The 24,883-nt window shown below is 65.3% G+C and carries 20 protein-coding genes; 10 read left to right on the forward strand and 10 right to left on the reverse strand.

The window, feature by feature from the left end:
- Positions 1 to 466 precede the first annotated feature (466 nt).
- The gene (gene mgrA / locus PSK12I2_RS0117310; RefSeq protein ID WP_007161728.1) at positions 467 to 1,504 is read left to right on the forward strand and encodes an L-glyceraldehyde 3-phosphate reductase; all 1,038 of its coding nucleotides are present in this window, start codon (positions 467 to 469) and stop codon (positions 1,502 to 1,504) included.
- A 92-nt stretch (positions 1,505 to 1,596) separates the two neighbouring features.
- Here mgrA and PSK12I2_RS24035 read toward each other — a convergent pair whose 3' ends face one another.
- Positions 1,597 to 2,511, reverse strand: coding sequence for an AraC family transcriptional regulator (locus PSK12I2_RS24035; RefSeq protein ID WP_037007812.1), 915 nt, complete (start codon positions 2,509 to 2,511; stop codon positions 1,597 to 1,599).
- A 248-nt stretch (positions 2,512 to 2,759) separates the two neighbouring features.
- Between PSK12I2_RS24035 and PSK12I2_RS0117320 the strand changes: the two genes are divergently transcribed.
- Both PSK12I2_RS0117320 and PSK12I2_RS0117325 read left to right on the forward strand, forming a co-directional pair.
- Positions 2,760 to 4,067 (forward strand): sugar ABC transporter substrate-binding protein, encoded by a 1,308-nt coding sequence (locus PSK12I2_RS0117320; RefSeq protein WP_027599353.1) that lies wholly within the window; start codon positions 2,760 to 2,762, stop codon positions 4,065 to 4,067.
- Positions 4,068 to 4,127: 60 nt separating this feature from the next.
- The gene (locus PSK12I2_RS0117325; protein ID WP_027599354.1) at positions 4,128 to 4,901 is read left to right on the forward strand and encodes an L-iditol 2-dehydrogenase; all 774 of its coding nucleotides are present in this window, start codon (positions 4,128 to 4,130) and stop codon (positions 4,899 to 4,901) included.
- An 11-nt stretch (positions 4,902 to 4,912) separates the two neighbouring features.
- Here the strand turns inward: PSK12I2_RS0117325 and PSK12I2_RS0117330 are convergent, their stop codons facing one another.
- The 3 genes from PSK12I2_RS0117330 to PSK12I2_RS0117340 form a co-directional block, all read right to left on the reverse strand.
- Entirely contained in the window at positions 4,913 to 5,506 is a 594-nt protein-coding gene (locus tag PSK12I2_RS0117330; protein ID WP_027599355.1) for a DUF1349 domain-containing protein, read from the reverse strand.
- 559 nt (positions 5,507 to 6,065) lie between these two features.
- The gene (locus PSK12I2_RS0117335) at positions 6,066 to 7,010 is read right to left on the reverse strand and encodes a DNA replication terminus site-binding protein (RefSeq protein WP_017640218.1); all 945 of its coding nucleotides are present in this window, start codon (positions 7,008 to 7,010) and stop codon (positions 6,066 to 6,068) included.
- Between the two features lie 94 nt (positions 7,011 to 7,104).
- On the reverse strand, positions 7,105 to 8,682 hold the full coding sequence (locus PSK12I2_RS0117340) for an alkaline phosphatase (protein WP_027599356.1): 1,578 nt from the start codon (positions 8,680 to 8,682) through the stop codon (positions 7,105 to 7,107).
- A 204-nt stretch (positions 8,683 to 8,886) separates the two neighbouring features.
- Between PSK12I2_RS0117340 and PSK12I2_RS0117345 the strand changes: the two genes are divergently transcribed.
- Together PSK12I2_RS0117345 and PSK12I2_RS0117350 are read left to right on the forward strand one after the other, a co-directional pair.
- A complete protein-coding gene (locus tag PSK12I2_RS0117345) occupies positions 8,887 to 10,155 on the forward strand; it encodes a 3-phosphoshikimate 1-carboxyvinyltransferase (RefSeq protein ID WP_027599357.1) in 1,269 nt (422 codons plus the stop codon).
- A 42-nt stretch (positions 10,156 to 10,197) separates the two neighbouring features.
- Positions 10,198 to 13,269, forward strand: a complete 3,072-nt coding sequence (locus tag PSK12I2_RS0117350; protein ID WP_027599358.1) for a hybrid sensor histidine kinase/response regulator — start codon at positions 10,198 to 10,200, stop codon at positions 13,267 to 13,269.
- Here the strand turns inward: PSK12I2_RS0117350 and PSK12I2_RS0117355 are convergent.
- Entirely contained in the window at positions 13,229 to 14,113 is an 885-nt protein-coding gene (locus tag PSK12I2_RS0117355) for a helix-turn-helix domain-containing protein (RefSeq protein WP_037007914.1), read from the reverse strand. The genes PSK12I2_RS0117350 and PSK12I2_RS0117355 overlap by 41 nt on opposite strands.
- A 146-nt stretch (positions 14,114 to 14,259) precedes the next feature.
- On the opposite strand from PSK12I2_RS0117355, the gene pobA reads away from it, so the two are divergent.
- Positions 14,260 to 15,444, forward strand: a complete 1,185-nt coding sequence (gene pobA, locus PSK12I2_RS0117360) for a 4-hydroxybenzoate 3-monooxygenase (RefSeq protein WP_027599360.1) — start codon at positions 14,260 to 14,262, stop codon at positions 15,442 to 15,444.
- Positions 15,445 to 15,522: 78 nt separating this feature from the next.
- Positions 15,523 to 16,299, forward strand: a complete 777-nt coding sequence (locus PSK12I2_RS0117365) for a TSUP family transporter (protein WP_027599361.1) — start codon at positions 15,523 to 15,525, stop codon at positions 16,297 to 16,299.
- Here the strand turns inward: PSK12I2_RS0117365 and nudC are convergent.
- The 5 genes from nudC to PSK12I2_RS0117390 all read right to left on the reverse strand — a co-directional run bounded on the left by nudC (position 16,267) and on the right by PSK12I2_RS0117390 (position 21,192).
- Positions 16,267 to 17,094, reverse strand: coding sequence for an NAD(+) diphosphatase (nudC, locus tag PSK12I2_RS0117370; protein ID WP_027599362.1), 828 nt, complete (start codon positions 17,092 to 17,094; stop codon positions 16,267 to 16,269). The two genes, PSK12I2_RS0117365 and nudC, sit on opposite strands and share 33 nt — an antisense overlap.
- Entirely contained in the window at positions 17,091 to 18,791 is a 1,701-nt protein-coding gene (locus tag PSK12I2_RS0117375; protein WP_027599363.1) for a hypothetical protein, read from the reverse strand. Before PSK12I2_RS0117375 ends, nudC begins: the two co-directional genes overlap by 4 nt.
- 414 nt (positions 18,792 to 19,205) lie before the next feature.
- Positions 19,206 to 19,940: a DNA polymerase III subunit epsilon gene (gene dnaQ, locus PSK12I2_RS0117380; protein ID WP_027599364.1), complete on the reverse strand. Its 735-nt coding sequence runs from the start codon at positions 19,938 to 19,940 to the stop codon at positions 19,206 to 19,208.
- Positions 19,941 to 19,958: 18 nt separating this feature from the next.
- On the reverse strand, positions 19,959 to 20,423 hold the full coding sequence (gene rnhA / locus PSK12I2_RS0117385) for a ribonuclease HI (RefSeq protein ID WP_007161713.1): 465 nt from the start codon (positions 20,421 to 20,423) through the stop codon (positions 19,959 to 19,961).
- On the reverse strand, positions 20,416 to 21,192 hold the full coding sequence (locus PSK12I2_RS0117390) for a methyltransferase domain-containing protein (RefSeq protein ID WP_007161712.1): 777 nt from the start codon (positions 21,190 to 21,192) through the stop codon (positions 20,416 to 20,418). The genes rnhA and PSK12I2_RS0117390 overlap by 8 nt, the downstream gene beginning before the upstream one ends.
- Positions 21,193 to 21,275: 83 nt before the next feature.
- Between PSK12I2_RS0117390 and gloB the strand changes: the two genes are divergently transcribed.
- The 3 genes from gloB (at position 21,276) to fabI (ending at position 24,830) form a co-directional block, all read left to right on the forward strand.
- Positions 21,276 to 22,055 carry a hydroxyacylglutathione hydrolase gene (gloB, locus tag PSK12I2_RS0117395; RefSeq protein WP_027599365.1) on the forward strand — a complete coding sequence of 260 codons (780 nt, stop codon included), beginning with the start codon at positions 21,276 to 21,278 and terminating at the stop codon, positions 22,053 to 22,055.
- Between the two features lie 145 nt (positions 22,056 to 22,200).
- Positions 22,201 to 23,835 carry a lytic transglycosylase domain-containing protein gene (locus tag PSK12I2_RS0117400; RefSeq protein WP_027599366.1) on the forward strand — a complete coding sequence of 545 codons (1,635 nt, stop codon included), beginning with the start codon at positions 22,201 to 22,203 and terminating at the stop codon, positions 23,833 to 23,835.
- A gap of 194 nt (positions 23,836 to 24,029) precedes the next feature.
- On the forward strand, positions 24,030 to 24,830 hold the full coding sequence (gene fabI, locus PSK12I2_RS0117405; RefSeq protein WP_027599367.1) for an enoyl-ACP reductase FabI: 801 nt from the start codon (positions 24,030 to 24,032) through the stop codon (positions 24,828 to 24,830).
- The last annotated feature ends 53 nt before the right edge of the window (positions 24,831 to 24,883 follow it).

Raw genomic sequence — 24,883 nt, forward strand, 5'->3', positions numbered from 1 at the left:
CCGGTGATCAGTCGAGAGATCGCTGATCGCTGATCGACAGGGCCAGGGTAGGGAAGTCAGAGTCTGAGCAGGTGGCCGGATCAGGGATAAGGTCAAAGACTGGAGGGGATGGCAAAGGGCAGTTGTCAGTCTCGGTCCATATCCAATTTAACATAATATACATTATGCGAAGTTGTGGTTATGGAGCGCTGCACCGAGTGTCTGCCTTTTCACGCTGGCGGCTTTCTGAAATCCGCTACCGCCTTGCCAGTTTGCCAGACATGACTGCTTCAGGAATTCAGATCGCCGCTTACCGCACACCTGCAGCGCAAAATCCGCAGCGGCCGTTTGTACAAGATGCCGTCGACAGCTTTAATCGGATGGCATCCGTTCCCGGAGCTCTTTTTCGATGGTCGCGCCTCCGCCTGTGTCACCACGCGCGAATATCCTGGGTTTCCAACAAGTATTCCATCCCGAGGAGTTTTGAATGGCTTATCAAGCCGCTTCCGATCGCTATGACCGTATTCCATACCGCCGCGTGGGTCGCAGCGGTCTCGTGCTGCCGGCGTTGTCGCTGGGCCTCTGGCACAACTTCGGCGACACCACGCCGCTGGATCGTCAGCGTGCCTTGCTGCGTACCGCCTTCGATCTGGGCATCAATCATTTCGACCTGGCCAACAATTACGGGCCGCCCTATGGCAGCGCCGAAATCAATTTCGGTCGGTTGCTGCGCGAAGACTTCGCCGCCTATCGTGACGAGCTCATCATCTCCAGCAAGGCCGGCTGGGACATGTGGCCCGGGCCCTATGGCCAAGGTGGCGGCTCGCGCAAATACGTGCTGGCCAGCCTGGACCAGAGCCTCAAGCGCCTGGGCCTGGATTACGTCGACATCTTCTATTCGCACCGTTTCGACGAACACACGCCACTGGAGGAAACCGCCAGCGCCCTGGCCACCGCGGTCCAGCAAGGCAAGGCGCTCTATATCGGCATCAGCTCCTATTCGGGGACCAAGACCCGGGAAATGGCCAAGCTGCTGGCCGACTGGAAGATCCCGCTGCTGATCCACCAGCCGGCCTACAACCTGCTCAATCGCTGGATCGAAAAGGATCTGCTGGATGCGACCGAGGAAATCGGCAGCGGCGTGATCGCCTTTACGCCACTGGCCCAGGGCTTGCTGACCGACAAGTATCTCAATGGCGTTCCGGCCGAAGCCCGGGTCAATCAGCCCGGTGGCCAGTCGCTGCAGCAAGGCCATCTGTCTGCCGAGAACCTGGCCCGGGTCCGCGCCCTGGATGCCATCGCCAAGCGCCGCGGCCAGAGTCTGGCGCAGCTGGCCCTGGCCTGGACCCTGCGCGATCCGCGCATCACCAGCGCCCTGATCGGCGCCAGTCGGCCCGAACAGATCGTGGAAAACGTCGCGGCCCTGGACAACCTGAGCTTTACCGCCGAGGAACTGGCCGAGATCGACACCCATGCGGTCGAAGGCGACATCAACCTCTGGGCCAAGCCGTCCAGCGCGGAATAAGGCTGTGTTCGGCGTATCTGGCGCTCCGGGGCCAGGTACGCCTACCTCTATGAGCGCCTACCGGCCCAGGACACAAACACCCTCGCCCGCCCTCACCCATGCGGCTGCTGACGCCGGGTTCCGATCTGCTCCTGGCGATACTGACTGGGCGTCCGTCCGGTCTCGTTGCGGAAATGCCGGTTGAAATTGGACAGATTGGAATAGCCCACCTCGAAACAGATGGCGGCGATGGACAGCTCCGCCTGCAGCAGCAGCCGACAGGCCCGCTGGATGCGCAGCTTGCGCGCCAGTTCGATGAAACCGTGGCCAGTGACCTTCTTGAAGAAGCGTGAAAACCCCGCCTCGCTCATGCCGACGCGCCTGGCGATCACCGGCAGTCGGATATCCTCGGTGAGTTCGCTCAGCAGATAGTCGAAGGCCTGATGCACCCGTGCGGAACTGCGGGCATCCAGCGCCGGCGCATAACAGGCACTGGCCAGGACGAGCCTCTCGCTTCCCGGCGCCCGGCACAGTAAGCCCAGCAAGGCGAACAGCCTGAGTAGCCGCTCGGCGCCCTGGGCCTGGCCGATCGCCTCGATCAAGGCAGCCGCTTCGCGGGCCGTGTCGCCGCTGAACTCCAGGCCGCGTCGGGCCTGTTCCAGCAACGGCAGATAATCGCCCAGTTCCGGCGCCACGGCGCTCAGCGAGCGCAACAGTTCGCCGTTGAACTGGATGACCACGTCACGGCCCGCGAGCACCTCGCCGGGTGGCAGATCACCGATCCAGTCGTGCGGCAGATCCGGCCCGATCATGGCCACATGACCTGCGGCAAAGGGCCCGACATAGTCGCCGGCCAGCAGCCGGCCGCTGCCCTGGCGGATCAGGTGGATCTCGTATTCCGGATGATGATTCCAGCGCGCCAAGGCGTAGGGATAGTCGTGCTCGTACCAGCGAAAGCTCTGGTCGGGCGCGGCGAAGATCACTTCCAGCTCTGCCGGCCGCGCCTCGAGGAAGGCGGTCGCCTTCATGATGCACCTCTGCTCGTTCTTGTAGGCCCGCACCGGCCGGCCTGGCAATCGATGCTTTTTTGACGTCGGTACGCTCGGCGATCCAGGTCAAAAATGTATCGGCAACTGGTCAATGCCAGGTTAGCCAGCGGCTTGGCCCTGCTGTTGTAATCCCCTCCAGCTGCGCTGTCGAGATCAGATTTATATCGGCGGCCAGTCATTCATAACAACAACAAGCTGCCCATCGTGGCAGTCACGGAGAGAAGAAGATGAAGCGCCCTATCGCCTTGCTGCTGTTGGCCGGTCTCGGGTTGACCGGTGTTGCCCAGGCCGTCGAATCGGTCACCGTTGCCACCGTCAACAACAGCGACATGGTGCGCATGCAGCGGCTGTCCCAGGTGTTCGAACAACGGCACCCCGACATCAAGCTCAACTGGGTGGTGCTCGAAGAAAACGTGCTGCGGCAGCGGCTGACCACCGACATCACTACCGGTGGTGGCCAATTCGATGTCCTGACCATCGGCACCTACGAAACCCCACTCTGGGGGGCCAAGAACTGGCTGGAGCCGCTCGACAACCTGCCTGCCAGCTATGACGTCGAAGACATCTTCCCGGCAGTCCGCCAGGGGCTGTCGGTCAACAACCATCTCTATGCCCTGCCGTTCTATGGCGAAAGCACCGTCACCTACTACCGCAAGGACCTGTTCAAGGCCGCCGGCCTGCAGATGCCCGACAAGCCGACCTGGTCGCAACTCGCCGCATTCGCCAGTCAGCTCAACCAGCCGGACAAGGAGCAATACGGCCTCTGCCTGAGAGGCAAGGCCGGCTGGGGGGAAAACGTCGCGCTGCTCAGCCTGATGGGCAACGCCTTCGGCGCGCGCTGGTTCGACGAGCAGTGGCACCCCGAATTGACCAGTCCCGAGTGGACGGCAGCGGCCAACTTCTATGTCGACAACATGAAGAAGTACGGCCCGCCCGGGGCTTCCAGCAACGGTTTCAACGAGAACCTGGCCCTGTTCAACAGCGGCAAGTGCGCGCTCTGGGTGGATGCCAGCGTCGCCGGTTCCTTCACCACCGACAAGAGCCAGAGCAAGGTGGCGGACGAGGTCGGCTTCGTCGCCTCGCCCCATGAGGTCACCGACAAGGGCTCGTCCTGGCTGTATGCCTGGTCGCTGGCGATCCCGGCGAGCGCCAAGCACAAGGAGGCGGCCAAGACCTTCATCACCTGGGCGACTTCCAAGGAATACATCCAGCTGGTGGCCGAGCAGGACGGCATCTCCAACGTCCCGCCGGGCACTCGCCAGTCCACCTACAGCCAGGCCTACCTGAGCGCTGCGCCCTTCGCCAGGATCACCCTGGAGATGATGCAGCACGCCGACCCGGCCCATCCCTCGGCCAAGCCGGTGCCCTACGTGGGCATCCAGTACGTGACCATTCCCGAATTCCAGGCCATCGGCACCTCGGTCGGCAAGCTGTTCTCGGCTGCCCTCACCGGCCAGATGAGCGTCGAACAGGCCCTCAACGCGGCCCAGACCTCGACGACCCGCGAGATGAAACGCGCGGGCTATCTCAAGTAATCCCTTTCTACCCCAAGAAGCCGACCGCGCGGTCGGCTTCTCTCGATTGGAGCCAAGACCATGAACAGACTGGAAGGAAAAAGCGCCCTGATCACCGGTGCCGCGCGCGGGATCGGCAAGGCCTTCGCCCAGGCCTACCTCAGGGAAGGCGCGACGGTGGCCATCGCCGACATCAACATCGAAAGAGCCCACGAAACGGCCGAGGAACTGGGCGCGCGCGCCTACGCCCTGGCCATGGACGTCACCGACCAGGCCTCCATCGACACGGCCATCGCCCAGGTGGTCGCTACCGCCGGCAAGCTCGACATCCTGGTCAACAACGCCGCCCTGTTCGACCTGGCGCCCATCGTCGAGATCTCGCGGGAAAGCTATGACCGGCTGTTCGCCATCAACGTGGCCGGCCCCCTGTTCACCCTGCAGGCCGCTGCCCGGCAGATGATCGCCCAGGGGCATGGCGGCAAGATCATCAACATGGCCAGTCAGGCCGGTCGCCGCGGTGAAGCCCTGGTGGCCGTCTATTGCGCGACCAAGGCGGCGGTGATCAGCCTGACCCAGTCGGCAGGCCTCGACCTCATCAAGCACCGCATCAACGTCAATGCCATCGCCCCGGGCGTGGTCGATGGCGAGCATTGGGAAGGTGTGGACGCCCTCTTCGCCCATTACGAGCAACGACCGCTGGGCGAGAAGAAGCGCCTGGTCGGCGAAGCCGTGCCCTACGGCCGGATGGGAACCGCCGAGGACCTGGTCGGCATGGCGCTGTTCCTGGCGTCCAGTGACAGCGACTTCGTGGTGGCCCAGACCTACAACGTCGACGGCGGCAACTGGATGAGCTGATCGCCGCGCGGTCAGCTCAGGTCGTGCAGTTCCTTGACGATCGCCGGCCCGATCTGCAGGTCGGCAAAGCTGACCTCCAGGCCCTCGCGCTGCGGCGAACAGCAATAGGGCCCGACCTGCAGCGCCGCGCCCTCTTCGCTCGCGAAGCGGCACAGCCGCAACAGCGGCCAGGTCTGGCCATCCAGGGAATACTGGAGGCGCAGCACCTCGGCGTGCAGCGTCATGCGCAGCCAGAATCCCCTGACCGCATCCGGCATCGGCCCGAGGGCCCAGTCGGAATGCCCCAGGGTGAGGACGCTGCCCAGATGGGCGATGCCATCGTTGATCTCGAGCCCGGTCTTGCACCAGCGCTCGCTGCCCTGCCGCACCATCAGGCCGGCCTGGTCGTACAGCTCGGTAAAGGTCCCGGTGATCCGCACCTGCACGGTGAAATCCGCGCCGGCCGCATAACCCCGGAAATGTCCGCTGTCACGTTCGAAGCCGTATTGGGTCTTCTGCCAGAAGTCGGTCCCGCGATCGGTGCTGATATGCAGCAGGCCGTCCGTATCGGACCAGCGCCTCGGCTCGTTCAGCCAATGGGCAGGCAGGGTCTTCGCAAGGGTCATGACAGGTATCCGCGGCGGCTGGGCTGCGCTCACGATAGATCACGGATGCCAGATGCGCCAAAGCCAGACGGTAAATCGTACTGCGAGGACCACGAGCAGAGCGCTGAGCGCTGAGCGCTGTGCCAGGGGCCATTCCCTGCCCTCCAGCGACTTTTTTGCAGGCATGAAAAAAGGGAGCCCCGAGGCTCCCCTGTTCAAGTACGTCTGCTGTCCTCTTGTTTTTGTTGTCGGACGTCGACGTCATCGATCTTTAGTACGCCCCACCAACGAGGTGGGAAGTGAACAGATTACTTTGGTTGCTCTGGAGCGTTCCAAAATGATCGGTTCGCGAGCCTTGGCCGTCTTGTTCTTGTTGTGGGCGGTTAGCGGCGCATCTTGTTGTTCTTGTGCCAGTTATAAAGCACTCGCCGTGCCAACATTCATAAGTCGTTGAAAATCCTGGGTTTCTCTGATTCGAGGCTGGTGTGCAGGCAACTGTTGCGGAGGATTTCGTTACCTTTTCACTCGGCCATGAAGGATCTGGTTACGACATCCACCCGCTCGGTAACGTCATCGGGGCTCAGCGACTGTAGGTCGAGCGCTTGAGCGTCGCCTCGTTGTTGCGCTGGGCGGCGGGCCGTTCCGGGTTATCGGTGGGCAGGTACAGCAACCGCGTGGCCAGCACCTCGCGACGCGGCTTGATGTCGGGTCGCAGTGCCCCGCGCTGAGTCCGGTCGAAATCGCGCAGATCGACGACCTGCATGCCGTCCTGAGCCGGTACCACGAACACCGGCAGGTTTGCGTGGATCATGGCGTCATAGCGACTCTCCTCGCCGAACCAGAGCATCGCCCGCGGATGCGGCGCGATCTTCTTGTGGCGGACCAGGATGTCATCGTCCGCCATGCGATTGAGCGCCTGGTGTTCCTGCCATTCCGGGGTGCGATCCAGGGCGATCCGCTCCCGGTCGGCACGGGCCATGGCCAGGGTCTTGAGTTGCTCGCGCACCTTGGCCACCTTGACCCGCTCTCCCCCTGCGGTGTGCCCGGCCCAGGTAAAGGTCAGCTGCCGGACCGGATCGGGAAAGCCATGCACCTTGCGGATCAGCTGCTTGGTATTGAAGGCGCCACCCAGGGCCTTGCGCATGATGCGGGGCCGCGCCTCCGGCGCCAGCTCCAGCTCCAGGCGTGTCTGCTCGATCGCCGCGCTGAAGGCGGCCTTGCAGGTATTGATGGCCAGGATCTCCTCCATCAGCGGCTCGGCCAGGGCGATATAACCGGGCAGTCGGCTGACCGTACCCGGTGCCTGGCCGGGTTGCAGATGGAAGGCCAGCAAGGCATCGCGGGTGAGTTCCACCGCGGCGCTGCCCTCGAAGGACTCCGCCGCGATGTGGTCAGGCACCCGCTGCTGGGCCAGCAGCGGCAGCCGCCAGACCCGGGCAGCTATCACCTTCCCGGGCCAGCGCTCATTGAAGATGGCGATGCTCCGCTTGAGGTCTTCGAACGCGCTCTTGATGTCTTCGTGCATGGCCAACTCCAACCTGATAACTACCAGATTGTAGCATTTACAAGAACTTGGGCCTCTTCTTGATAGCTGTGCAGAGGATCATCACTAAATGTATTTATGCCATAGGGGTGGTATTGCTATTTAGGGGCTGCAGCTTCTGGGTAAATTGCGGACGGCCGTCCTGATCCCTGAGAGTGACCTGCAATTCGGCGGTCTTGCCGTCGATCTCCACCTCCCCGAAGAATTGAAAGTTGCTCAGCGGTGAGGTGTTGGCCTGGGGCGGCGCCTTCTGGAACACCACCTCGGGCCCGAAGGTGGCATCCAGCGGGTTGGGACCGAAGCTGCCGGCGTTCAGCGGCCCCGCCACGAATTCCCAGAAGGGTTCGAAATCCTGGAAGGCCGCCCTGTCCGGGTGATAGTGGTGCGCGGCGCAGTAATGCACGTCCGCGGTAAGCCAGACGGTGTTGCGGATCCCCTGCCGGGCGATGAAGCGCAGCAGGTCGGCCGTTTCCAGCTCGCGCCCCTTGGGGGCTACGGGATCGCCGTTGGCGATCGCCTCCCAGCGCGCCTGGCCCTGCGCGTCCTTGCCATCCGGGACCTGCAGCCCGATGGGCATATCGGCCGCGATCACCTTCCAGGTCGCCTTGGACGCCTGCAGCTCCTTCTTCAGCCAGTCGAGTTGCTCCTGACCCAGAAAGGCGCCCTGCCCGCCCTCCTCGCTACCCAGATTGCTGTCGTTGCCGGCGCGATAGCTGCGCATGTCCAGCACGAAGACATCCAGCAGGGGGCCATAGGCGATCCGTCGATAGATGCGCCCTGCCCCGTCGGCCGAGACGCCCCGCATGGGCGCGTATTCCAGGAAGGCCTGGCGGGCCCGACCGCTCAGGACATTGATGTCCTTGACCCGGTAGCGATCATCCAGCGTCTTGCTCGGCGACCAGTTGTTGGTAGTCTCGTGGTCGTCCCACTGCCACACCTGGGGTACCTCGGCGTTGAATCTCTTCAGGTGGACGTCCATCAGGTTGTAACGATAGTTGCCGCGGAATTCGTCCAGGGTTTCCGCCACCTTGCTCTTGGCCTCGGTGGTGAGGTTGCGCCAGATGCGTCCCTCTTCCACCGTCAGCTGGGCCGGGACCGGGCCGTCGGCATAGATGGTGTCGCCGCTGTGCAGGAAGAAGTCCGGCCGCCGCTCGCGCATGGCGTTGTAGATGCGCATGCCGCCGATGTCGGGATTGATGCCAAAGCCCTGCCCCACGGTGTCGCCGCCCCAGACGAAGCGGATATCGCCGCGCTGGCTGGGTGCCGAGCGCAGGTGGCCGATGACGGGCTCGCTAAGCGCGCCGCTGTCTACGTCCTCGAAGCGCACGCGGTAGAAGATGCGCTGATCGGCCGGCAGCCCGGCCAGGTCGATGCGGGCCGTGTAGTCCTGGGCCGCCGTGGTGACGGGACCCGTCGCCTTGCGCAGGGAGCGAAAGCTCTCCTGGGTATCCCACTCCACCAGCATCCGCGCCGGACGATCCGTCCGACTCCAGATCAGCGCCTGCCCGCCGGTGACATCCCCCGCCTGGACCCCATCGGGTATTCCCGGGCGCCCTGCCGGTGCGGCCCAGGTTCGCTGGCCCAGTGCGGGCAACAGCAGCGTGGCACCCAGGCCTTGCAGAACGCGACGACGATCGGGACGGATAAGGGACATGGCAACGGCCTCTGGCGGAAAAAGGCTAGCACTACCCCGCCTTGATGACCCGTTCGTGACAATAGGGGTATCAGGTAAAAAGCATTGCCCCTATAGGGGTGGTATTAAAGAACGGGCGCTTTGGCCTGGGCGGTCTGAAATGGCATCATGGCGCCCCCATTACGATCCGCCGTTGTGGCCGTCGCGAAGTTGCTTGGAGCCCCCATGTCCGCCAGACCCTACATCACCGTCACCCCGCCCAACGTCGCGCTGCATGGACGGGTCGCCCCACCCGGTTCCAAGTCCATCACCAACCGCGCCCTGCTGCTGGCAGCGCTGGCCAAGGGCACCAGCCGCCTGACCGGCGCTCTCAAGAGCGATGACACCCGGCACATGTCCGAGGCGCTGGGGCAGATGGGTGTCACCGTCGACGAACCCGACGCCACCACCTTCGTGGTGACCAGCTCCGGGCGCCTGCAGCAACCGGAAGCACCGCTGTTTCTCGGCAATGCCGGCACGGCGGTGCGCTTCCTGACCGCGGCGGTGGCCACCGTTGACGGCGCCGTCACCCTGACCGGTGACACCTATATGCAGAAGCGGCCGATCGGTCCCCTGCTGGAGACCCTGAGCGCCAATGGCATCCAGGTGGAGGCGCCGAGCGGCTGCCCGCCGGTGACCGTTACCGGCCAGGGCCGTCTCACCGCGCGCCGCTTCGAGGTGGATGCCGGCCTGTCCAGCCAGTACGTCTCCGCCCTGCTGATGCTGGCCGCGCTCGGCAGCGAACCGGTGGACGTCGCCCTGCGCGGCAGCGACATCGGTGCCCGCGGCTATGTCGATCTCACCGTCGAGGCGATGCGCGCCTTCGGCGCCCAGGTCGAGCAGCTGGACGCCGCCACCTGGCGGGTCGCCCCGACCGGCTACGTCGCACGGGACTACTTCATCGAGCCGGACGCCTCCGCCGCCACCTATCTCTGGGCGGCCCAGGCCCTCACTGGCGGGACCATCGACCTGGGGGTGGCCGACGACGCCTTCACCCAGCCCGATGCCAAGGCCCTCGACCACATCGCCGCCTTCCCTCGGCTGCCGGCGGTCATCGACGGCTCGCAGATGCAGGATGCCATTCCTACCCTGGCGGTCCTGGCAGCCTTCAACGAAACCCCCGTGCGCTTCGTGGGCCTGGCCAATCTGCGCGTGAAGGAATGCGACCGGGTGGCGGCCCTGCACGACGGCCTCAACGCCATTCGCGCCGGTCTCGCCAGCGTCGAGGGTGACGACCTGCTGGTGGCGGCCGACCCTGCCCTGGCCGGTACCCGGACCGATGCCGTGATCGAGACCCACGCCGACCACCGGATCGCCATGTGCTTCGCCCTGGCCGGCCTGAAGGTGGCAGGCATCCGCATTCTGGACCCCGAATGCGTCGGCAAGACCTATCCTGAATACTGGAATGCCCTGCGCAGTTTGAACGTCCAGCTGAGCGAGGGTATCGAAGCCTAGGTAACGCCCGTCACACGCCCGCTCGCTGAATGGAATCCCCGCATGTCGACCTCTCTGCTCGAACAGCAGGCGCTTTTGCAGTTGACCTCCCACGCTCTGGTCATCACCGACCGCGACGGGTGCATCGAGCGTTGGAACCGCGGGGCCGAACTGCTGTGTGGCTGGCCGGCCAGCGAAGCCCGGGGCCAGCGCTTCGCTGATCTGCTGACGTCGGGTCGGGACGCCGCCTTCCTGACCACCGCCCTGCATCAGGCGCTGGTCGACGAGCACGGCCAGGGCGCCGGCTGGATCACGGTGCAGGGCGGTACGCCACGCTGGGTGGAGATCGCCACTACCGCCCTGAAGGACGCCGAGCACCCGCTCGGCTTCGTGCATGTGCTGCAGGACAGGACCGATCAGCTGATAGCCGAGGAGCGGGTGCGACTGGCCCAGGAGGTCGGGCGCGTCGGTACCTTCGAGCTGTTACCCGGCGAGGCCCGACTGCTGGTGTCCTCGGGGTTCTGCCAGCTGTGGGGCTTGCCGGTCCGCCGCAGCTATCCCCTGGAAGAGCTGATCCGGCAGCTGCATCCCGACGACGTCTCCAGCCTGCGAACCCTGACCGCGGCGCCGGACGACGACGCCCTCGACTATCTCGAATACCGCATTCGCCGTGCCGACACCGGCGAGGAGCGCTGGCTCGGTCGGCGCGGCCAGTTGATGACCAGCCAGGGCGGCGGCCGCTATCTGGGCGTGTGCTACGACATCACCGAGCGCAAGCTCAACGAAGCCGCCATCACCGAACGCGATCTCTGGCTGCAGGAGCTGTACCACGGCATGCGCGAGGGCTTCTACATGGCCCAGGCGATCCGCGATGCCGCTGGCCGGATGGAGGATTTCCGTTTCCTGGAGGTCAATCCGGTCTTCGCCACCCTCACCGGCATCCCCCTGGATCAGGTCCTGGGGCGGACGCTGCGCGAATCCCTGCCGCAGCTGGAAGCCGACCTGCTGCCTGCCTATGTCGACTTCATGAACGGCGATGCCGAATTCACCCAGTTCGACATCCTGCTGCACCTGCAGCATGAACACTGGTACGAGGTGCGCGCCCACAAGCTGCCGGGCGATCGTTTCGCGGTGCTGTTCATCGACATCAGCAATCATCGCCGTCAGGCTCAGGAGCTGGCCCGCAACGAGGCGCAGCTGCGCGCCATCATCAACTCCATCGACCAGATGGTCTGGGCCACCCGCCCCGATGGCCACCACTTCTATTTCAACAACCGCTGGTACGAATTCACCGGAGTGCCGGAAGGCTCCACGGAGGGCGAAGACTGGGCCAACGTCTTCCACCCGGACGACCAGGAGCGCACCTGGAAGGTCTGGCACCACAGCCTCAGCACCGGCGAGCCCTACCACATCGAATACCGCCTGCGGCATCGCTCCGGGCGCTACCGCTGGGTGCTCGGCCGGGCGCAACCGGTGCGTGACGCCAAAGGCCGCATCGAACAATGGTTCGGCACCTGCACCGATATCCAGAGCATCGTCGATGCGCGGGAGGTCCTCACCCGTTCGCGCCAGGAGCTGGAACAGCAGATCGAACTGCGCACCCGCGAGCGTGACCGGATGTGGCGCATCAGCCATGACCTCATGGTGATCTGCCGCGCCGATGGCGAGGTGAAGACGGTGAACAGCGCCGCCACCCGCCTGCTGGGACGGCGTGAGACCGATCTGGCCAGCATCCAGCTCACCGAACTCATCCATCCCGAAGATCAGCGCCAGGTCTTCGATACCCTGCGCAGCCTGGGCCGCCAACAGGGCTCGGCCAATCTCAGGGCGCGGTTGCGTGGCCGCGATGGCAGCTATCGCATCCTCGACTGGACCGCCAGCGCTGAAGACGAGCTGATTTACGCCGTGGGTCGCGACGTCACCGAGCAGCAGGAGCTGCAGGAGCAGTTGCGCCAGGCGCAGAAGATGGAAGCTGTGGGTCAGCTCACCGGGGGCATCGCCCACGACTTCAACAATCTGCTGACCGGCATCATGGGCAGTCTCGACATGCTGCAGCGGCACCAGAAGGCCGGTCGCCAGGACAAATTCGACCAGTATCTGCATTCGGCGCTGACCTCCGCCCAGCGCGCCGCCGCCCTCACCCAGCGGCTGCTGGCCTTTTCCCGGCGCCAGGCGCTGGATCTGCAGCCCATTCACGTCAACGACTGCGTGCGCTCCATGGAGGAGCTGCTGCTACGCAGTCTGCGCGGCGATATCGTCCTGCAGCTCGAGCTGGACGCCGGACTCTGGCAGGCGCTCACCGATGCCCACCAACTGGAAAGCGCCCTGCTCAACCTGGTTATCAATGCCCGCGATGCCCTGCCTCATGGCGGCACCGTCCGCATCGAGACGCGCAATGTCTATCTCAGCGACAGTGGCAATGGCCTGGACGCCGTGAGCGCCGGTGACTATGTGGCGCTGCTGGTGGCGGACAACGGCACCGGGATGCCACCCGAGGTCATGGCACGCGCCTTCGACCCCTTCTTCACCACCAAGCCCATCGGCCAGGGCACCGGCCTGGGGCTGTCGATGATCTACGGCTACGCCAAGCAGTCCAAGGGGCATGTCCGGCTCGATTCCCTGCCCGGCCAGGGCACGACCGTGGGCCTCTACCTGCCCCGCTACCTGGGCGCCGATGTCGAGCCGCCGCGGCTGGCCTCCCCTACGGTCACCGCTCACAGCGCCGGCAAGACCGTGCTGGTGGTGGAAGACGAACCCGTGGTCCGGCAGATGGTGGTGGATCTGTTGCGCGAACTGGGCTACGCGACCCTGCAGGCCGAAGACGCGCGCGGCGCCCTGCCGTTGCTGGAAAGCGGCCGTCCCATCGACCTGCTGCTGTCCGATGTCGGCCTGCCGGGCATGAACGGTCGCCAGCTGGCCGAGATCGCGCGGCAGCGCCGGCCCGGCCTCAAGGTACTGTTCGCCACCGGCTATGCCGAGGGGGCCCACCTGGAAGGCTATCTCGATCCCGGCATGACCCTGATCACCAAGCCCTTCAATCTCGACGCCCTGGCCACGCGCGTCGGCGAAACCCTGGCAGCCGATCCCCTGCCCCTCAGCTCGGCGGTTGTTGGCCCGCAAGACGGCGATAACTGAGCGGACTCTGGCCGGTGCCGCGGCGGAAAAAGCGGGCGAAGTAGGCCGGATCGGCAAAGCCCAGGGCATCGGCGATCTCGCCCACCGATGCCTGGGTGTAGGTCAGGGTGCGGCGCGCCTCCAGCAGCAGGCGCTGGTGCACGATGGCCAGCGCCGAGGCTCCGGCCAGCTGCCGGCAGAGGCCGTTCAGGTGTACTCCCGAGATCCCGAGCGCCGCCGCGTAGCGCCCCAGGCTCCAGTGCTCGCGATAGTGCTGCTCCACCAGCGCCAGAAAGCGTCCCAGGTGCTGTTCGGCGCGTCGTGGCAGGGTCGCGCCCTGTTCGGGCCGATGCTGCCGCAACAGCCAGATCGCCAGGCTGTCGAGCAGGGCTTCGAGCATGACCTCGCGACCCGGCTTGTGGCCCTCGTATTCGGCGACGAGCTGACCGATCAACTGGTCGATCCAGGGGGCGTCGGGTCCGCTCAGGTCCAGGCACCCGGCGGCCAGGAACAGTCCCTGCCCGGCTCTCTGGCAGCGCTGCTTCAGGCGCTCCAGCTGAGGCACCGGCAGGGTGACCACGAAGCCCTCCACCGAAGGCTCGAATTCGAAGGCATGCACGCACAACACCGGCAGCACCACCAGCAGCGGCCCGGTCCTTTCGCCCTGCCAGTCTTCCAGCTGCAGGCGCACCCCGCCCTGGCGCACATAGAGCAGCTGCGCGAGATCCGCATGACGATGGGTTTCGATATGCCAGGCATGCAGCCGACTGCGACTCTCGATGGTTTCGCAGTGCAGCAGGTCCGGCGCCGGCCAGGCCTGGGCCTCGCCATACAGCTTGAAGATGGGTGGCAAGGCAGTGGTCATCGTCAGTCCCTGGGCGATAGCCGCACGAATCATTGAAAAGTACCAGAAAGTATCGCAAAGGTCGCTGTCGATACCGGCGAAAACCGTCCAAAAATACCGGAGCCCCATAATAAACGGCGATCACGCCAGACAAGAGGACAGACTCCATGCGCACCCAAGTCGTCATCATCGGCGCGGGCCCTTCCGGACTGCTGCTGGGCCAGCTGCTCACCCGCTCGGGTATCGACAACGTCATCGTCGAGCGCCAGAGCGCCGACCACGTACTCAGCCGCATCCGTGCCGGCGTGCTCGAACAGGGCACGGTCGATCTGCTGCGCCAGGCCGGCGTCGCCGGGCGGCTGGAACAGGAAGGCCAGGTGCATGAAGGTGTGGAGTTCGCCATCCACGGCCAGCGCGAGCGACTGGACCTGAACGATCTGCTGGGCGGACGCTGCGTCACCGTCTATGGCCAGACCGAGGTGACCCGCGACCTGATGGCCGCTCGCCAGGCCAGTGGCGCCCCTACCTTTTACCAGGCCAGCGAGGTCCAGCCCTACGAACTCAAGGGCGAGCGCCCTCATGTCACCTGCCAGGTCGCCGGTGAGACGCTGCGCATCGACTGCGATTACATCGCCGGCTGCGACGGCTTCCATGGCGTTTCGCGCCGCAGCATCCCGGACGGCGTGCTCACCGAATACGAGCGGGTCTATCCCTTCGGCTGGCTGGGCTTGCTGAGCGACACCCCGCCTGCCGCCGAGGAACTCATCTATGTCAATCACCCGCGTGGCTTCGCGCTATGCAGCATGAGGTCCGCGACCCGCAGTCGTTACTACCTGCAGGTGGAAGCCGGGGACGCGGTGGAGAACTGGTCGGACGAGCGTTTCTGGGCGGAACTCAAGGCGCGCCTGCCGGCCGAGACGGCGGCCCAGCTGGTGACCGGTCCCTCGCTGGAAAAGAGCATCGCCCCGCTGCGCAGCTATGTGGTCGAACCTATGCAGTACGGCCGGCTATTCCTGGTCGGCGATGCCGCCCATATCGTCCCGCCCACCGGCGCCAAGGGACTCAACCTGGCCCTGGGCGACGTGCGCAATCTGCACCTGCTGCTGGAACGCGCCTATCGCAGCGGCGACGCCAGCTGCCTCGAACGCTACTCGGCGCTCTGCCTGAAGCGGATCTGGGCGGCAGTGCGCTTCTCCTGGTGGATGACCACCGCCCTGCACCGTTTTCCGGATACCGATGCCTTCACCCAGCGGGTGCAGGACGCAGAACTCCAGGCGCTGCTCGATTCCAGAGCGGGTCGCACCACTCTCGCGGAAAACTACGTTGGATTGCCCTTCCCCGCCCTGGATTGATCGAGGTCGCCCGCAGGTGGTGACGGCTGCGCGTCTGATGCATGATGGCGCCCCCGTTCCACCTGGCGCCCTACCCTCATGCTCGAATTCGCCCTGGACCCCATGACCCTGACGCTGCTCGCCGGGGTCGCCTTCCTCGCCGGTTACATCGACGCCATCGCCGGCGGGGGCGGCCTGCTCACGGTGCCGGCGCTGCTGATGGCCGGCGTGCCGCCCCATCTGGCGATCGGCACCAACAAGCTCAGCTCGACCTTTGGCAGCGCTACCGCCGCCTACACCTTCTACCGCCGCAAGCTGTTCCATCCCCGTCAGTGGCGGCATGCGCTGCTGGCTACCGCCCTCGGTGCGGGGATCGGCGCCCTGGTGGCCCACAATCTCTCCGCGGACTTCCTCAATCAGCTGCTGCCGGTCGTGGTGTTCAGCTGCGCCCTCTATCTGCTGTTCGGCGGCACGCCCAAGGCACCGGTGCTCAGCGATGCGCCCGTGCCGCAACGGCGCCAATGGCCCCAGGGCCTGACGCTGGGTGCCTACGACGGCCTGTTCGGGCCTGGTACGGGCGCCTTCTGGACGGTCAGCAGCCTGCTGCTCTATCCCCTGGATCTGCTCAAGGCCAGCGGCGTGGCGCGCACCATGAATTTCGTCAGCAACGGGGTCGCCCTGGTGATGTTCATCGCCCTGGGACAGGTGCTCTGGGTGCTGGGGCTGACCATGGGTCTGTCGCTGACCCTCGGGGCCTACCTGGGCGCGCGCAGCGCCATCGCCGGTGGCGCCAAGTTCATCCGCCCGGTGTTCATCTGCGTCGTGCTGGCGCTGACCGTCAAGCTAATCTGGCAGCACTGGTTCAGCGCCGCCTAGGCGCTCGACCCGATAGCGATCGATCAGAAAGCGCGAGATGGAAAAGGCCGGCGGCAGCGTCGGCAACTCGCGCAGGTGGAACCAGCGGGCATCTTCGATTTCATCCGGTTGGCACCGGATGTCGCCGCTCAGGTAATCGACGTGATAGCCCAGCATCAGGGAATGCGGATAGGGCCAGTTCTGGCTGCCCTGGTAGCGCAGGTTGGTGACCGAAACGCCCACCTCTTCCATGATCTCCCGGTGCACGCAGGCCTCCGCCGACTCGCCCGGCTCGACGAAGCCGGCCAGGGTGCTGAAGACCCCGGGCGCGAAACGGGGCGACCGCGCCAGTAGTACCTCGTCGCCGCGCGTGACCAGGGCGATCATGCTCGGCGACAGGCGCGGATACTGGGTGAGCTGGCAATTCGGGCATTTGAGGCCGCGCTGGCCATCGAGGGCGAAGGTGCGGGTACCGCACTGTCCGCAGAAGCGATGCTGGCGTGCCCAGGTCCCGATCTGATTGGCATAGCCCAGCAACTTGAACAGCGCATGGGGCGATTGCAGCATCAGCGGCCGCAAGGGTTGCCAGACGCAGCCTTCGATGTCCGGCGGGGTATCCAGTTCGAGCAGGGTGACCGGCTGGGCCTGCCACTGGCCGAGGCCGTGGCGCTCTCCTTCGAATCCCTGCACCCGCGGATCGTCGCTGGCGAAGAGCACGTCCGCCCCCGAGGTCAGAAACGCCTGGCCGCTATGGACGACCAGCCAACCGCCAGAGGATTGGGCAGTCTGGAACCAGCCGGGCTGCCAGACACTCATGCCGCAGCCGAGGTCCAGCCCAGGGCGCGAATGCTTTGCGCGGCGATATCGAGGATTTCCGGGGTACCGTCCTGACTCTCGGTGCCACCGCTTTCGACAAAGAATTCGATGCTGCTGAGGGCATCCGCCAGCACCTCGAGGGTCGCCGGCTCACAGGCCTGGCCGCCTTCGATCAGGCAGCGCTGGATGTAACCGGTGCAGGCACGCACCAGCTCGGCCGCCCGGGGATTGCCCAGGAAGAACAACGCCCCGCGGACGGTATCCAGCAGCGCGGGCACGGTGGCCAGGTGCAGGGCGTCGCCCCGCGAATCGAGGAAGGCACCGATGGCGCGCTTGGCGTCGGTCAGGCCCTTGTAGGCTTCCCGATGCAACAGCGCCTGGGCTTCGCCCAGCTGGTAATTGGCGACACTGACCTGGACGCCATCGGCTTCCAGCGGCACGTCGATCAGCGAGCCCTGCCCTTCGGGCTGGCCCAGCAGACTTTCCACCAGCAGCAGGGCATCGGCCAGGGGCGCGAGATCGTCCAGCACCAGGGACTTGTCGCGGAACTGGGACATGTTCGGCAGGCACTGCTGCAGGACCTGGCCGGCATTCTCCTGGCCAACCATCTCCAGCGTCTTGCCGAGCAGGCCGACCTGGACATACAGCCGGGAGAAGTTGTCGGAGCGTGGCAGCCGATTCTGCTCGGCGCCGTTGCGCAACTCGGTTTCAATGAGATCTATCAGGTCCTTGACCGTCTCCAGCTCTTCGCGGATGGCGGCCGACAGCGAATGCATCACGGCATGGCCCGGACCGGCGAGACGCTTCTTGCCGGCTTCGAGCTGGGCGTCGGTGAAACCGAGTCGCTCGAAACCGTAGGCATTCATGACTTCCTGTGGATGGGCGCCCTCGACACCGGCCAGCGCCAGCAGATACAGCAACTCCTTGAGAGTGCTGCGCGCGGGCTCGTGCAATTCGTTACCCAGCATCTGGCGCAATTCGCGATCGACCCGGGCGAACAGCTGCTTGCGTTCACGGGTGGCGGTCAGGCGACCCTGGGCGAAGCCCTCGACGGTAGCCGCGGCGACCCAGGGCAGGTAGCCGCCGACCTGATCGTGCAGCAGCGCCGCGGAGCGCTCCAGCGCCCGCGCCATTAGGCGCAGACTGGCTACGCCATTGACGTCGCGCAGGAAGCCCAGCAGGCCGACCTGGTACATCTGGCGCATCCGGCGTGCCTGGGCCTGACGCTCGCGCAGGCCAAGGCGCGTGGTGGCGCTGATCAGCGGGCGCTGGTCGAGGCGGACACTGAAGAAATAGCTTTCCGGGAGTTCGGGTTCGCCGCCCGCCAGGCGCAGGGCATTGATCGCCGGCAGCAGCAATTCGGGCATCTCGTCCTGGCCGCTGCGCAGCTGTTCGAGATAGCGGCGCAGGACGTGCAGCCCACGGCAGATCGCCATGAGGTGCTCGTCATGCTCGGGACCGGCGCCGGCCGGGATGTCGTTGGCAATCTGCAGCGTCTGATGGGCGAGCAACTGGGCGCCTGCCAGCTCGATCAGCGTCAGGGCGCCGCGAATCTGGCCGATACTCTCGACCGCGCGCTGCAACAGGCTGCTGCAGTGCCGCTCGACGATGAATCGTTCAAGATGGGATTCAGCTTCCTCTATGGTCGCGAACAGCTGTTCGCGGACCAAGCTCAAAGCTCTTGCTCCGGTCACCATAGTGCCTTACGCCTCCTGCGCCATTACAACCTCGCCAACGCCATTTTAAAACGGGAAGAAAGGCTTGCTATTCCAACTGGAGCCTAGGTACCTGCGTCTTCCTGACCGGGCCACACTAATCATTCCAGGCGGACGGGGATTCGACCTCACGCCACGCCAGGGAACCTTGCTCTGGAACGCTAGACCTGTAAATCCACAAAAGCGAAGCGATAATTCCGAATCGTCATATGATTTTCAGGAACCAAGAAAGTTCCGCGCAATTCGAAATTCGAGGCTTCATGCGGGCTCAAATGACCAGCCTGCAGCATCTTAGTTGAACAATAGCTGAAAATTGTGAGGTCTTTCAGCTTATTCGGACGAACGCGAACGCCCGGTCAGGCACTGACCGGGCGCTGGGGAGAAGGGAGGAAGGCGTTATTCGGCTCCGGCGCCCGCCAGCCAGAGCGGGGTCCGGCCACAGCTCTTCTCGATGGCCGCCATGCGCGCCGCATGGGCATCGAGATCGGCGCTGCTGGCGTTGATCACGCGCGTGCGCTGGCGATCGGCCGGCAGCCGCCGGATCGGCATGACGTAGTTGCCATCGCCATTGCCTTCCTGGCCGTGCGCGGCCAGGGACAGGCTGGTCTGGCCACCGGTCATGGCCAGGTAGACGTCGGCGAGGATCTCGGCGTCCAGCAGGGCGCCGTGCAGCTCGCGGTTGGAGTTGTCTACGCCATAGCGCTTGCAGAGCGCATCCAGGCTGTTGCGCTGCCCGGGATGCCGACCGCGGGCCATGACCAGGGTGTCGAGCACCGAGCAGTGCTGGGTGATGTCGGCCCGCTCGGGATGGGCGCCCAGCCGGGCGAACTCCATGTTGATGAAGCCCACGTCGAAGGGTGCGTTGTGGATGACCAGTTCGGCGCCTTCGATGAATTCGAAAAAGCTGTCGGCGATCTCGGCGAAGCGCGGCTTGTCGGCCACGTATTCATCGGTGATGCCGTGGACCGCGATGGCGCCTTCGTCGATCTGCCGATCCGGATTGAGATAGACATGGAAGTGCCGCCCGGTCAGCCGCCGGCCAATGACCTCCACCCCACCGATCTCGATGATTCGATGGCCATCGGTCACCGGCATGCCGGTGGTTTCGGTATCCAGAACTACGTATCTCATCGCTAACCTCTTGGCTGGTTACGCCTTGGCGGCCTGCTTGGCCTGCCGGACTTCATCGACACCGCGGTTGGCCAACTGGTCGGCCCGCTCGTTCTCGGGATGGCCGGTGTGACCGCGCACCCAGCGCCACTCGACCTGATGGCGCTGAACCTGCTCGTCCAGGGCCTGCCACAATTCGGCATTCTTCACCGGCTGGCGCGCGGCGGTCTGCCAGCCGCGCTTCTTCCAGTTCACCAGCCACTGGGTGATGCCCTTCATCACGTACTCGGAGTCGGTGGTCAGGCGGATCTGGCAGGGGCGCTTGAGCGCCGCCAGCGCCTGGATGGCCGCCATCAGCTCCATGCGGTTGTTGGTGGTGTTGGCTTCGCCACCCCAGAGCTCGCGCTCCGCACCCTTGAATTTCAGCAAGGCACCCCAGCCGCCCGGGCCGGGATTGCCCTTGCAGGCGCCGTCGGTAAAGACCTCGACGATGTCGTCACTCATTGGATTCACTCGATTCGCGGCGGCTGATCTTGGCCACCGGCATGGGCACCAGCTTGCCACGCGGTTCCTTGCGCGCCTGGGGCACGGGGCGCAGGCCGAACATCAGCTTGCGCGCCGACAGCAGATAGAAGCCCGCCCCCGCCGCCTGTTCGCAGTTGGGTTCGGCCTCACCCTGCTCCATCCAGGCCAGCCGCTGCTGCCACTTGGGGGATGAAAGCGGCGGACGATAACACCCGAAGCGACGTTTCTCCAGCGCGAAGCCCAGTACCGAGAGCCAGTCGCCGACCCGGCTGGGGCCAAAGCAACGGGCCTTGCGCAGGGCATCCCGGGCCAGGTAATGGCGCATGCCCCAGAGGCTCCAGGGATTGATGCCCACCACCACCAGATGCCCGCCCGGGCGCACGCTCAGAGCCGCTTCGCGCAACAGCCGATGGGGCGCCAGGGAGAAGTCCAGACCGTGTTGCAGGAGGACCACGTCGGCGGCGTGCTCACCCAGCGGCCAGGCGCCCTCCTCGCAGACGATGTCGACATCCCCCAGCGGCGGACCGATGCGCACCGCATGGCGGAGCTGGCCGCAATTGGCCGGCGCCTCGGGGTGCGGACCGTAATGGATCAGATAGCTGCCGAAGTGACGCTTGAGCTCTTCATCGATCAGCACCCGCTCCTGCTCCAGCAGCAACTGGCCCAGCGGGCCGGCCAGCCATTCCCGTGCCGAGCTCATCAATTTCAGCCAGCGCGGATCGACCTGGGCGGAGAATTCATCGTGCATCGTCTGGTCCTCTCATACTGAAGCCTAAGCCCTTCCACCGACTGCTACGCTAGGGGCCAGCCGTCCGACCAGAGAGCCCATCCATGTTCGACATCCTTCCGTTGCCCGCTTTCAACGATAACTACATCTGGCTGATCAAGGACGCCGCGACAAGACAGGCGGTCGTGGTCGATCCCGGCGATGCCGCCCCCGTCCTGGCCTGGCTCGACGCCCATCCGGACTGGCGCCTCTCCGACATCCTGATCACCCACCATCATAACGACCACACCGGTGGCATCGCCGCCCTCAAGCAGCGCAGCGGCGCCCGGGTCAGCGCGCCAGCCGACGAACGCATCGCCGCGGTCGATCTGCCGCTCACCGACGGCCAGCAACTGGAGGTGCTGGGTACGCGCTTCGAAGTCCTGCGCGTGCCTGGCCATACCGCCGGCCATATCGCCTTCCATGTCCCTGGCGAGCGGCCCCTGCTGTTCAGCGGCGATACCCTCTTCTCGGCCGGCTGTGGCCGCCTCTTCGAAGGCACGCCCAGCCAGATGCTCGGCTCGCTGCAGCGCCTGGCCGAGTTGCCGGACGCCACCGAAATCTACTGTGGCCATGAATACACCCTGAACAACCTGCGTTTCGCCGAGGCAGTGGAGCCGGACAATGTCGCGGTCCGGGAGGCCCTGGCCGAGACCCGGCGACTCAGGGACGCCGAGCGCCCCACCCTGCCCTCCAGCCTGGGCCGCGAACGCCAGATCAACCCCTTCCTGAGAACCGGCGAAAGCAGCGTGCGCCAACGCCTGCAGGAAGAACGCGGGGTGCCGGCCGAGGCGTCGGAGGATACCTATTTCGCCGCCTTGCGCGGCTGGAAGGACACGTTCTGACACCAATTGCCCAGATCCTGCCAGAGCGCTGAAACCCAGGGTTTTCGGTCGTCGTACAGGTCACAGGCCAAGGGCTTGTTCCTTGACCCCCCGGGATGCGGTTCCTAGAATCGCCCATCCTTCAGCTCCCGGAAAGCCCAGACCGATGCCGCCAGCGACGCCGAAAACCCGCGAAATAGACGTGCTGGCCACCTCCTTCAAAGTCTCGGCGCTCTGCCTCGCCGTCTTCCTCGCCGGCTGTCAGAGCAATCAGCAGCCCGATAATCGTGCCTACCAGGCCGATCTGCACATGACGCCCAGCAAGATCCAGCGCCCGCCGGAATGGCTGCGCAAGGCGCCGACCGCGGCAGCGACCAGTGGCGACATCTGGGACCGGGTACGGGACGGCTATCAGTTGCAGGGCGCCGGCGACAACGGCACCAACCCGCGCATCGATCGCCAGCGCCTCTGGTACGCCAGCCACGAAGCCGCCCTTGCGCAGTCCTGCAGTCGTGGTGCGCCCTATCTGCATTACATCGTCGAGCGCCTGGAAGAGCGCAACATGCCGCTGGAACTGGCCCTGCTGCCGGTGGTGGAAAGCTCCTTCAACCCCAATGCCCTCTCACGCAGCGCCGCCTCCGGGCTGTGGCAGTTCATCCCCACTACGGGGAAGTACTTCAATCTGCGCCAGACCCGCTTCTATGACGGTCGCCGCGACATCACCGCCTCGACCAATGCCGCCCTGGATTACCTGAGCAAGCTGCACGACATGTTCGGCGGCGACTGGCTGCTGGCGCTGGCCGCCTACAACGCCGGCGAAGGCACGGTCAGCCGCGCCATCGAGCGCAACCAGTCGCTGGGCCTGCCCACCGACTACTGGAATCTGTCGTCGCTGCCGCCGGAAACCCAGGACTACGTGCCCAAGCTGCTCGCCGTCTCCCAGATCGTGCGCAACCCGGACGCTTACGGCCTGGCCCTGGAATCCATCCCGGACGAGCCCTACTTCGAAGTGGTGGACATCAAGCAGCACCTGGACCTGGCCCGGGTGGCCGAGCTTGCGGACCTGGATGCCAACGAACTCTATCGCCTGAATCCCGCCTACACCCAGCGCGTCACCATGGACGGCCCCAAGCACCTGCTGGTGCCGGCGGAAAAGGCCAAGCGCCTGGTTGCGACCCTGCCCAACATCACCCCCGACGCCGTGGTGCAGTGGCAGGAATACCGGGTGCGCCGCGGCGATACCATGCGCAGCGTGGCCAAGCGCAATCGCGTGAGCGTCGAGCAGCTCGCCGCCCTCAACAAGCTCAGCAGCAGCAGCCGCCTGTCCGCAGGCCGGGAACTGATGATCCCGCGGCGCGAGACCGGCAAGACCACCACCCCGCTGGAAACCATCGCCGTGGCCGAAGAGCCCGTGGTGCGGACCTACAAGGTGCGGACCGGCGACAGCCTCTGGTCCATCGCCCGGGCCAACGAGGTGGAACTGGCCGACCTCAAGCGCTGGAACGATCTCGGCAAGCGGGGCCTCAAGGTCGGCGAGACCCTGAAGCTGCACGGCACGGGCAGCAGCACCGCCACCGCCGTGGCGATGCCGGCGTCCTATACCGTCAAGACCACCCAGGCCGCCGCCAAGACGACCAAGACCGCCAAGGCCGCGCCCACCTACTACCGGGTCAAGGCCGGCGATTCGCTCTACCAGATCGCCAAGCGCTACAACATCGGCGTGCAGGCGCTGCAGGACTGGAATCCGCGCATCGCCTCCGCCCTGACCCCCGGTCAGACCCTGACGCTGTTCCTCAACTGAGGCGCGACCGCTCACCGCAGCGGTCAACCAGCGCTTTTGTCCCGGGTATCGACCTGCTACCTTACCGCCCCACCCGTGCCTGACCCCTAGCGGAGTCAGGCCAAGATCTCGCTCTGACCTGCGCAGAGCCCTGCCCAACCCGGACCTCAGCCCAAGGCTGCTGCCCGGGAATCAACACAGAAGAGGAAAAAACCATGGGATTTCTCGCCGGTAAGCGCGTTCTCATCGTCGGCGTCGCCAGCAAGCTGTCCATCGCCTCCGGCATCGCCGCGGCCATGCACCGCGAAGGCGCCGAGCTGGCCTTCACCTACCAGAACGAGAAGCTCAAGGGTCGCGTCGAAGAATTCGCCGCGGGCTGGGGTTCCAATCCCGAGCTGTGCTTCCCCTGCGACGTTGCCGACGACGCCCAGATCGAAGCCGTGTTCGCCGAGCTGGCGAAGAAGTGGGATGGTCTGGACTGCATCGTCCACTCGGTCGGCTTCGCCCCGGGCGACCAGCTGGACGGCGACTTCACCGCCGTGACCACCCGTGACGGCTTCAAGATCGCCCACGACATCAGCGCCTACAGCTTTGTCGCCCTGGCCAAGGCCGGTCGCGAGATGATGCGCGGCCGTAACGGCAGCCTGCTGACCCTGTCCTACCTGGGCGCCGAGCGCACCATGCCCAACTACAACGTCATGGGCATGGCCAAGGCCAGCCTCGAGGCCGGCGTCCGTTACCTGGCCGGCAGCCTCGGCCCGGAAGGCACCCGCGTCAACGCCGTGTCCGCCGGTCCCATCCGCACCCTGGCCGCCTCGGGCATCAAGAGCTTCCGCAAGATGCTAGCCGCAAACGAGCGTCAGACGCCCCTGCGTCGCAATGTGACCATCGACGAAGTCGGCAATGCCGGCGCCTTCCTCTGCTCCGACCTGGCGTCGGGCATCAGTGGCGAGATCCTCTACGTCGACGGTGGCTTCAACACCACCGCCATGGGTCAGCTGAACGACGACGAGTAATCGCGGCAGCTGCCTGATCACTGCGAAGGGCCGGCAATTTGCCGGCCCTTTTG

Origin of the sequence: Pseudomonas sp. MOIL14HWK12:I2 (assembly GCF_000510745.1) — a bacterium.
In the GTDB taxonomy this organism is placed as follows: Bacteria; Pseudomonadota; Gammaproteobacteria; order Pseudomonadales; family Pseudomonadaceae; genus Chryseomonas; species Chryseomonas oryzihabitans.